General features: G+C 60.7%; 11 protein-coding genes and 1 pseudogene. 7 read left to right on the top strand and 5 right to left on the bottom strand.

The genetic code is table 11. From position 1 onward, the window contains the following. Nucleotides 1-22: 22 nt before the first annotated feature. Nucleotides 23-310 carry an amidohydrolase family protein gene (locus tag C487_RS18605; RefSeq protein ID WP_275039956.1) on the top strand — a complete coding sequence of 96 codons (288 nt, stop codon included), beginning with the start codon at nucleotides 23-25 and terminating at the stop codon, nucleotides 308-310. A gap of 509 nt (nucleotides 311-819) precedes the next feature. Here C487_RS18605 and C487_RS18600 read toward each other — a convergent pair. Together C487_RS18600 and C487_RS18595 are read right to left on the bottom strand one after the other, a co-directional pair. Then, the gene (locus tag C487_RS18600) at nucleotides 820-1,140 is read right to left on the bottom strand and encodes an EthD family reductase (protein WP_006187400.1); all 321 of its coding nucleotides are present in this window, start codon (nucleotides 1,138-1,140) and stop codon (nucleotides 820-822) included. A gap of 149 nt (nucleotides 1,141-1,289) precedes the next feature. Next, on the bottom strand, nucleotides 1,290-1,928 hold the full coding sequence (locus C487_RS18595) for a helix-turn-helix domain-containing protein (protein ID WP_006187399.1): 639 nt from the start codon (nucleotides 1,926-1,928) through the stop codon (nucleotides 1,290-1,292). Nucleotides 1,929-2,012: 84 nt separating this feature from the next. Here C487_RS18595 and C487_RS18590 point away from each other — a divergent pair, with 84 nt between their 5' ends. From C487_RS18590 to paaE, 5 genes are read left to right on the top strand one after another with little or no spacing between them, the layout of a single operon-like run. Then, nucleotides 2,013-2,951 (top strand): Phenylacetic acid catabolic protein, encoded by a 939-nt coding sequence (locus C487_RS18590; RefSeq protein WP_006187398.1) that lies wholly within the window; start codon nucleotides 2,013-2,015, stop codon nucleotides 2,949-2,951. A 5-nt stretch (nucleotides 2,952-2,956) separates the two neighbouring features. Beyond that, the gene (gene paaB, locus C487_RS18585; RefSeq protein WP_006187397.1) at nucleotides 2,957-3,301 is read left to right on the top strand and encodes a 1,2-phenylacetyl-CoA epoxidase subunit PaaB; all 345 of its coding nucleotides are present in this window, start codon (nucleotides 2,957-2,959) and stop codon (nucleotides 3,299-3,301) included. Beyond that, entirely contained in the window at nucleotides 3,298-4,134 is an 837-nt protein-coding gene (paaC, locus tag C487_RS18580) for a 1,2-phenylacetyl-CoA epoxidase subunit PaaC (protein WP_006187396.1), read from the top strand. Before paaB ends, paaC begins: the two co-directional genes overlap by 4 nt. After that, nucleotides 4,131-4,547: a 1,2-phenylacetyl-CoA epoxidase subunit PaaD gene (gene paaD / locus C487_RS18575; protein WP_006187395.1), complete on the top strand. Its 417-nt coding sequence runs from the start codon at nucleotides 4,131-4,133 to the stop codon at nucleotides 4,545-4,547. The genes paaC and paaD overlap by 4 nt, the downstream gene beginning before the upstream one ends. Beyond that, a complete protein-coding gene (paaE, locus tag C487_RS21160; RefSeq protein WP_006187394.1) occupies nucleotides 4,544-4,708 on the top strand; it encodes a 1,2-phenylacetyl-CoA epoxidase subunit PaaE in 165 nt (54 codons plus the stop codon). The genes paaD and paaE overlap by 4 nt, the downstream gene beginning before the upstream one ends. 10 nt (nucleotides 4,709-4,718) lie before the next feature. Here the strand turns inward: paaE and C487_RS18570 are convergent, their stop codons facing one another. After that, the gene (locus tag C487_RS18570; protein WP_006187393.1) at nucleotides 4,719-5,180 is read right to left on the bottom strand and encodes a MaoC/PaaZ C-terminal domain-containing protein; all 462 of its coding nucleotides are present in this window, start codon (nucleotides 5,178-5,180) and stop codon (nucleotides 4,719-4,721) included. A 403-nt stretch (nucleotides 5,181-5,583) separates the two neighbouring features. On the opposite strand from C487_RS18570, the gene C487_RS18565 reads away from it, so the two are divergent. Then, nucleotides 5,584-6,417, top strand: a complete 834-nt coding sequence (locus tag C487_RS18565; protein ID WP_006187392.1) for an alpha/beta fold hydrolase — start codon at nucleotides 5,584-5,586, stop codon at nucleotides 6,415-6,417. Nucleotides 6,418-6,569: 152 nt separating this feature from the next. Here C487_RS18565 and C487_RS18560 read toward each other — a convergent pair whose 3' ends face one another. Further along, nucleotides 6,570-7,709 (bottom strand): tyrosine-type recombinase/integrase, encoded by a 1,140-nt coding sequence (locus tag C487_RS18560; protein ID WP_006187391.1) that lies wholly within the window; start codon nucleotides 7,707-7,709, stop codon nucleotides 6,570-6,572. A gap of 234 nt (nucleotides 7,710-7,943) precedes the next feature. Then, nucleotides 7,944-8,051 (bottom strand): annotated as a pseudogene (locus tag C487_RS21640) (IS6 family transposase); the annotation flags it as partial. Nucleotides 8,052-8,169: the final 118 nt, after the last annotated feature.

Here is an 8,169-nt window from a genome sequence, read left to right as displayed (position 1 = left end):
ATCCGATGTCTGCTGCCTGTTCATGTCGCGTCCGTTGAACGCTTCCTACGAGACAGTACCGAAATCAGCTCGGGCTAAACACATACGAAACGTCTATATGGATCTCTCGGGGTGGCTGCCGAAGTACATCGACGAGCAGGTACTGCAGTATGCGGGCTCGGTCCTCAGTGACAAGGTCATGTTCGGGACGGACTACCCGATGATCCACCCGGACGAGTGGCTCGAGTCGTTCGCCGCTCATACCGACTACGACGAGGCGACCCAGCGGCGACTGCTCTTCGAGAACGCGGCGGAGTTTTTCGGACTCTAGGTCACACTGGGGCGGGACAGTCACGGGCGCGATCCTTTCTTGTACTGGCCGTTCGGTTCTCCCGAGACCCGGCCGCAACCGGTCCGGATCGAATTATAAAGCCACGATATATAGTTGTGAATCTATATTGGGACTCCCACACACCATTCGGTCGACGACGAATTCGCACGCCAGAATCGCGGGAATGAGCGTCCGTCTCGGGGCGGATCGTCCCGCTCAGAACGGGGGACGATCCGGGATGCCGGTGCTGAGCCGGGAACCCCGCCGAGCGGCTGGTTTATCCTTACAACAATAGGAACGTAAGACAATCAGCGGCGTAACAACTACCGGTTCGGTGATCCGTGGCTGCGAGCCGAACCCATCCACCCGACCGGTCGACGCCCGGACGGACAGTTTACCGAGGACGTACCGATGGCCCCTTTGATGAGGACAGGACCAGCCATCGCGAAAGAATCGAGGCGACGGTGAAAGCGGATACGCTTCGATCGGACCGTCGATCCGTCTCCGAGTTACTCGTCCGTCACGTGGATCGTCTCCTCGACGACCATTCGCGGCCCAGCACCGACATCGATGAATTCGGCAGCGTCATCCATGACATCCGTTCCGACAGCCGAGGCGAACGCCTCGTTCATCGCTTCGACGCTCTCGAAGGAGAGGTTGAGAACGCCGTCGTACTCGGCCTCGTCCGGTTCCGTCGGGACCGACGTGCTGTAGCGTTTCAGTCCGGGGAGTTGGGCCGCGATCGCCACGTGCTCTCCTCGCCAGCGGTCGACGAATTCCTCGTGGGTGTAGCCGTCCGCTCTGATGAGGACATCGACTACCGTTATCATGCATGTCACCTCTCACGATCCGACGACTTTGCTCTATCGGTAGGACCGGTCTCACCGCACGTTCCGAACGACGGGTCCGGAAACCATGTCCGACCGGGCCGAGTCGGCTGTAAACACACGAGTCGATATCCGCAGTTTCGGACAGGACACTAACCGAAAAGATCCCTGAACAAGGCAGCCTGCGCTCGGCGAAGTCGTTCGAGAAACGCCGACTTGCTAATGCCGATCGCATCGGCGACGTCGCTCGCATCCGCCTCTCGAGGGACGGTAAAGTAATTCAGTTCCAGAGCGTACTGGATGCTCTCGACCTGGGTGGGTGTGAGATCCCATCGACTGGCGACCGGTTCATCGTCCTCGCCGTGGAGTTGATAGATGCGTTCCAACCGAACGCCGACCGTTTCGCCGGCTGTTTCCATGACGCCGTCGAGGACATCTCGACCGACGACCGCCCCGGTTAACAGCGCTTGGCCGGCCCGGTATTCGATGGAGTCGACTAGCAGGCCGGCGCTGATGAGTTGGTGGATAATACAGGGCTGTTTCGACAGACAGCGGAAATTATCCCGGTTGTCCGTTCGCGAACGGTGGAGGTACCGTATTCGGTCGTCACCGTCGAGCGTTTCGGCGAGTTCGTCGTGCGGCGAGGCACTGAACTGCAACAGCACGTTCCCATCGCTTCGCAACTGCGGTGGCTGGGCAACGATATCCGTCCCCGTCACCCGCGTCGCCTCCGCGAGCGGGCAGTCGTCACCCGTGATACGGAACTCGACGATCAGACAGTCACTGATCATTACGCGTCGGTACGGCGGACCCAAATATAAACCCCCGACATACGCGGGTCAACCGGTAAGGTACCATACCACGATACATCGCGTATGGACCTCGAGACAGTCATGGAACGGGCAGGGCCCAGGGAGTTCGGGCCGGGGGACGAACTACCCGAAAAATATCGCAAAGCCGCGACTCGAATGATCCAATTTCACGCCAACAGCGAAGTCATGGGCGGGTACCTCGATAAGACGTTTACGCGAAAGGCACCCTCGCTCGATCGAAAACTGGCGAACACGGCGAAAGTGCAGGACGAAATCGGCCACGCACAGTTGCTCTATCGCGCTGCCGAGACGCTGGATGTGAAAACGCGAGCGGAGATGCTCGACGAACTCGCGACCGGCGAGGGGAAGTTCTTGAACTGCTTTCACTATCCCGTCGATTCGTGGTACGAGGCACCGATGATCGACTTCTTCGTCGATGGCGGTGCGATGCGTCGGCAGGCGACGCTGAAGTCGACCAGTTGGACGCCGTACGCACACGCGATGGATAAGGTCTGCTTCGAGGAGGGGTTCCACGTGAAACACGGCGAGTCGATCCTCCGAGAACTCATGAACGGCTCCAAGGCGACCCAAGAGCGCATGCAGGAAACCTTCGACGTGTGGTGGCCGCGCATCCTCCAGTTCTTCGGTCCGACGAACGACGAGAGCGTACACGACGACTTCGCCCAGGCCGTCGGCCTCAAAACGGCGACGAACGACGAACTCCGAACGTCGTTCCTCAATATGTATATCCCCAAGGCCGAAAAGTACGGGTTGGAGATTCCGGAGTATCCCCGTATTTACGAGCGGGACGACGGAACGATGGCCGTTCGTGAGGACGACCTCGACTGGAAGGAGTTCTGGACCATCTCGAGGAACGAATACGAGGGTTCGACCGAACAGATCGGCTCGCGTCGTCGCCGGCAGGACGCGGTCGAATGGGTACGCGAATCGCTTGAGACGTGGGAGTCCAGTGCCGGACCGACCCCACAGACGGCCGATTAAAACCGATGATTTGGGAAGTATTCAGACAGGAGGAACCGGGCGACTCCCACGAGCACGTCGGCAACGTCCACGCACCGGATCGCGAAATGGCTACGCTGTTCGCCCGGATTCAACACGCCCGGCGAATGCAAACGAACTCCCTCTGGGTCACGCCACGGGACGAGATCGGAGAGGTCACCGCCGAAGAAGCCGCGTTCGGCGGTCGAACCGACAAATCATACCGCTGGGCGATGACGTACAACGACATCGACGCCTCGTTCGCCGAGGAAGTCGCTGACAGTGAGTCCGAACAACGCGAAGCGGCCCGCAAGCGCCGGGAGGCGCTCCGAGAGGAGGAGAACGAAGCATGAGCGAGACACCGCGACCCGACACCATCGACCGACGGGAACTATCGGCCGAACAGCAGGCCGCAGTCGAGGAGTTGCTCTTCCGACTGGCCGACGACGAATTCGTCCACGCCGAGCGCCTGACCGAGTGGCAGATTTACGCCCCGACTCTCGAGTCTGACCTCGCGATCGCCAACATCGCACAGGACGAGTTCGGTCACGCTCGCCTGTGGTATGACCTGCTCAAGCAACTCGGCTACACGGAGCCGGAGTGTATCTGGGAACGGGACCCAACCGAGTGGACTCACAGTCTACTCGTGGAACGTCCCTTCGATGCGGGCGACTGGGGTGACGCCGTTCTCCGGGGCTATCTCTACGACGTCGCCGAACGGATTCGACTCGAGGCGGTCGCCGACACGAGCTACGCACCGCTGGCGGATCGCGTCGGGAAAGCCCTCGAGGAAGAGGCGTACCATCGGGAACACGCCACCAACTGGTTGGAGCGGCTGACTGCGGACGACGATGGGCAGGCCCGGATGCAGGACGCGCTCGACGACCTCTTTCCCGCTGCGCTATCGCTGTTCGATCCCGGGCCGCGCGAGGACGATATCGTCGCGTTCGGGTTCCGGACCGAATCGCTCGCGGCGATGCGTACCGAGTGGCTCGAAACGATCGGGCCGTCGCTGGAGGCGCTGGGGCTGGCCGTCCCCGACCCTGACGAGGTGGCGCAATCGAACGGTCGCGGTCGCTATGGGACGCACACCGATGCGTGGCACGACCTCTACGACGAGGTCACGGCGACGTATCGCGAGGTCGATTTCGAAACGCCCGTCGAGCTCCGCGCGACGGAGGAATGACGATGCCGACGAACACACCGACGGAGTCCGAGGCCTGCACCTTCACCGAGTTCAGCGACGGGGACCCGTCCAGCGAGTATCCCAAAACCGGATCGGAGGCGGACGGCATCGAAGCCGAAGTCTGGAAGGCCCTCTACGAAGTCGAGGACCCCGAAATGCCCGTCAGTATCGTCGATCTCGGGCTGATTTACGACGTCGACATCGTGGACGGTCGCTGTGGCGTGGCGATGACGCTCACCTACACGGGCTGTCCCGCCCGAGAGATGTTGCTGAACGACGTGAAATGTGCGGCCGAAACGGTCCCGGAGGTCGACGAGGCGACCGTCGAGCTTCGGTACACGCCGGCGTGGAACGTGAACATGGTAACCGAGGACGGCAAAGACAGCCTTCGGGACTTCGGGCTGAGCGTATGACGGAGAACGATCCGAGCACGACGACGACCGGCGAAACCGACGCACGGTGTCCCTACTGCGGGTCGGCGGAGACGAGACGCGACCATCCCAAGGGACCCTCGCTCTGTCGATCGATGTACTTCTGCGAGAACTGCCAGCAACCGTTCGAGAAGTTCGCCTGAGCGCGTTCCGCTACTGCTTCGTTTTGATCAGGAACTTCATATCGCCCTGGAAGACGACGGTTCCGTCTTGATTGGTCATCTCCGTATCGAGCACGACCAGACCGACATCGTCGCGGTCCCCGATTTCCTTTGTCTCGTCGACGACGATCTCGAGCGAGATCGTATCGCCGATGTGGACCGGCTCGGGCAGGTCCATGTAGTTCATGCCGAGGAAGGCGTAGGCCGTTCGTTCGACGATACCCGTTCGGTAGACGAACCCCGTCGCATGGACGAACGTCATCGGTCCGTGTGCGATGCGCTCATCGAAGTCCTGCTCCGCCGCGTACTCCTTGTTCGTGTGGAGTTCCGTCCAGTCACCACTCAGCGCCGAATGCATCACGAAGTCCGATTCGGTGACCGTCCGACCGACGCTCACGAACTCCTGACCCGGCTCGAAGTCTTCGAAGTGATGTGGCTCGTAACTATAGGCCATGATCGTAGTACCGAAGCATCACGTAAATAAGTTGCTTCGATTGAACGACTGCGATTCCGACGGTCGAGAGACGCCAGCGGTGTTATGGACCGCAGGAAGGGCGATCCCGCCATCGGACCGCAACGAAGCGCCGTCGTGAGTGGCGTAACCGGAATGGTATCACGACCCACTATTAAAACCACGATATGTCGTGGGGAGAGTATAACCGATTCGACCGTCTATTCACAGTCGAACGATACGCGGCCGCCCCCTCGGGCCAGCGAGCCGTCGGCTTACAGTTACGAGCATATGATTGTAATGAGTAGACGACTGACATCGAGTCAAACCGCGTCGAAGACGCCGTGACCGAACGCATGTCTTCCATCGACCGACCGGACGGGAAGTCGGCGATCGGCCATCGACAATGAGCCGACTCACGTACCCGTCGGACCTTGATCTCGAGTCGAACTGGGCGTCCGGCGAGATCGTAGCTAACGGCTGTCGACATCGGTTCGTGAAGGCGGGTACGGGAGCGGGGCCGCCCGTGCTGTTCGCACACGGGTTCACGGACAATTGGCAGTGCCTCTCGCCGCTCGCCGCACGGTTCGCCGACGAGCACGAGGTGATACTGTACGATGCCCGAGGCCACGGGTTGAGCGAAGCCCCAGGGACGGGCTACGACGCGGACACGATGACCGACGATCTGCTGTCCCTCTGTGACGCCCTGAACGTCGAGCGCCCCATCCTGTACGGGCATTCGCTCGGTGCGGATTCGCTCGCTCGTGGCGCTGCCCGGGGTGGGCTCCAGCCTCGAGCGCTCGTGTTGGAGGACCACCCCGCACAGCTGTTCGAAGCGCTCGGGGAGGATCACCTCCCGAACAAACGAAACCAGCTCGACCGGTGGAGTACCGCCACTCACGAATCGCTCCGCGACGAATTCGAACCACAGTATCCCCGTTTTGCCGACGTACTGGCCACCGCTCGAAAGCAAGTGCGATCTCAGGTACTGGGGATTACGAAGCGTGGGTTCGAGCCGTTAGAAACCGTCCTCCCGGAGCCACCCTGTCCGACGCTGCTCCTTCGTCCCGACCCCGCCGTCGCGTCCTACGCAGCTCCCTCACGGGACCGACGATGGGCAACCGAAACAACCACAGTCCGAAGCGTCGACGGCGCGGGACATACGATCTTCCGGGATCGTCCGTCCGTCTGCCTCGAACTGCTCGAGGAGTTCCTCGCCGAACGGGACATCGGCAGATAGAGCCCGGAGACAACGCCGTCGCTGTGAGAATACCGAATCCCGCACGGGAACCAAGCGACCGGTACTCGCCACCGGAAGCGAGCGTGGTCGCGGGCACGATCGGTGCCTGCCCGCGGAACCGACGACCCACGACCGACATCAGGGGGTCACTCTCACGAATCGTGCTCCACGAAGGCGTCACCAGCAGCTTCGGCCATCTCTTTTGCTTCGATATGCGAGTACGATGTCCGGACCACTGCCTCGCTGTTATCCAGCAGACGAGCGGCGGCGGTAAAGCCATGCTGTCGAACCATCACCTCGCCGACGCCGCGACGTCCACCGTGGGGGACGAGATAGCCGTGTTCGTCGTCGAGGTCTATTTCCGCCGCGTCGCACAGGCGGCGCATGATCCGACGAGCGCCATCAGTGTTGATCGAGGAGGGTGTCAGTTCGTACTCGCGAAGCGCGTCGAAAACGTCCGACTGACCGGTACATCTCTCGACGAAGCCCTCGATCTCGTCCGCTGACCAGCCGTGTGTGTCCCGGAGTCCCGTTCGGAGCGTCTCGTACAGCGTCGGGAGGTGGAACGTCGGAAACACCGGCCAGTCATCTCCGGCAGGGTCGAGTATTCTTCTGTATCGCGACATGGGCTTTATAGCCTGCTCGGTCAGCGATCGATCGGACCAGTCTTGCTTTTTCGCGAGGACGGTCATCGTCCGATCCGCAAGCGAGACATCGCCCCACTCGAGGCCGTTTCGACGGTCGTCCTTCGGGTCCGCGAAGATCTCACCGCCGCGAACGCCGGCGTAACAGAGGACGTACACGAGCGCTCGATCGCGAAACTCCTGAATCGCGTCGCACCCCTTCTCGTCGGCGGCCTCGTGTGCTCGTTCGTCGACGTAGCGCGTGATCCGGGTCCGATGATCGTCCGTCCACGACTGTTGCTCACCGGATCGTCGGCCGTCGGTTTCCGGAAGGGGTTCCGTCGCGACGTTCCGCTGGGCGTAGTTCGCCTCGAGGAGTCCCTCGCGAACACACCACCCGATATAGGCACTGACGTGTGCGTAATAGGTTCGAACCGTCCCCGGTGCGAGGTTCCGTCCCGCAAGCGCTCGGGCGTACCGTCTGAACGTTCGTTCGTCCAGTTCCTCGAACGTCACGTCCGATCCAGTCTCCACCTCGAGCCAGTCGAGAAAGTCATCAATACAGCGCTCGAGGTTCCGTCGATAGTTCCCGCTCCCCTCGCCGCCCTTCGCTTTGGACCGCAGGAACGCGGCGAGCGGCTCGGCGACCGTCGTCGATTCGGCCGTCACGCTCGGTCACCCTCGGGAACCGGGTTCGTGCTTGATTCCATCGTTCGTGATTCACGGAGGGCGTGGACGTTCATAAAACTACACGTGATTATCTCACTAATCAAGTGTGAACCGCAGAAGCAGCAATTCCGGTAATATCAGCAGTATAAGTGTGCTGTGGATGGGTATTTCGATTTTGTGAACCAATATCCGCTATACAAAACATGAGAGAATGGAAGCTGAGAGTCGTGCATGGAGCACGATTTTCGAATCGACATCAATCGCAGCGTAGAGCCACGCTTTCTCTTCGTTTCCGAGTTGAATCTGTTTCTCATCGACCGCAACACCGTCCGGTTGTACTGTGAAGTCTTGCTCGTAATAATCAGCGTAGGTTCAGTACTTCACAAAGCCGTTAGTTGAGAAGTCCGCTTGCTGAGTTGTGACCAAACAAACAGAGCAAGCGGACAGTGAAATCCACGAA

The organism is Natrinema pallidum DSM 3751 (assembly GCF_000337615.1).
GTDB lineage: Archaea > Halobacteriota > Halobacteria > Halobacteriales > Natrialbaceae > Natrinema > Natrinema pallidum.
This window is presented reverse-complemented; position numbering and strand designations above follow the sequence as displayed.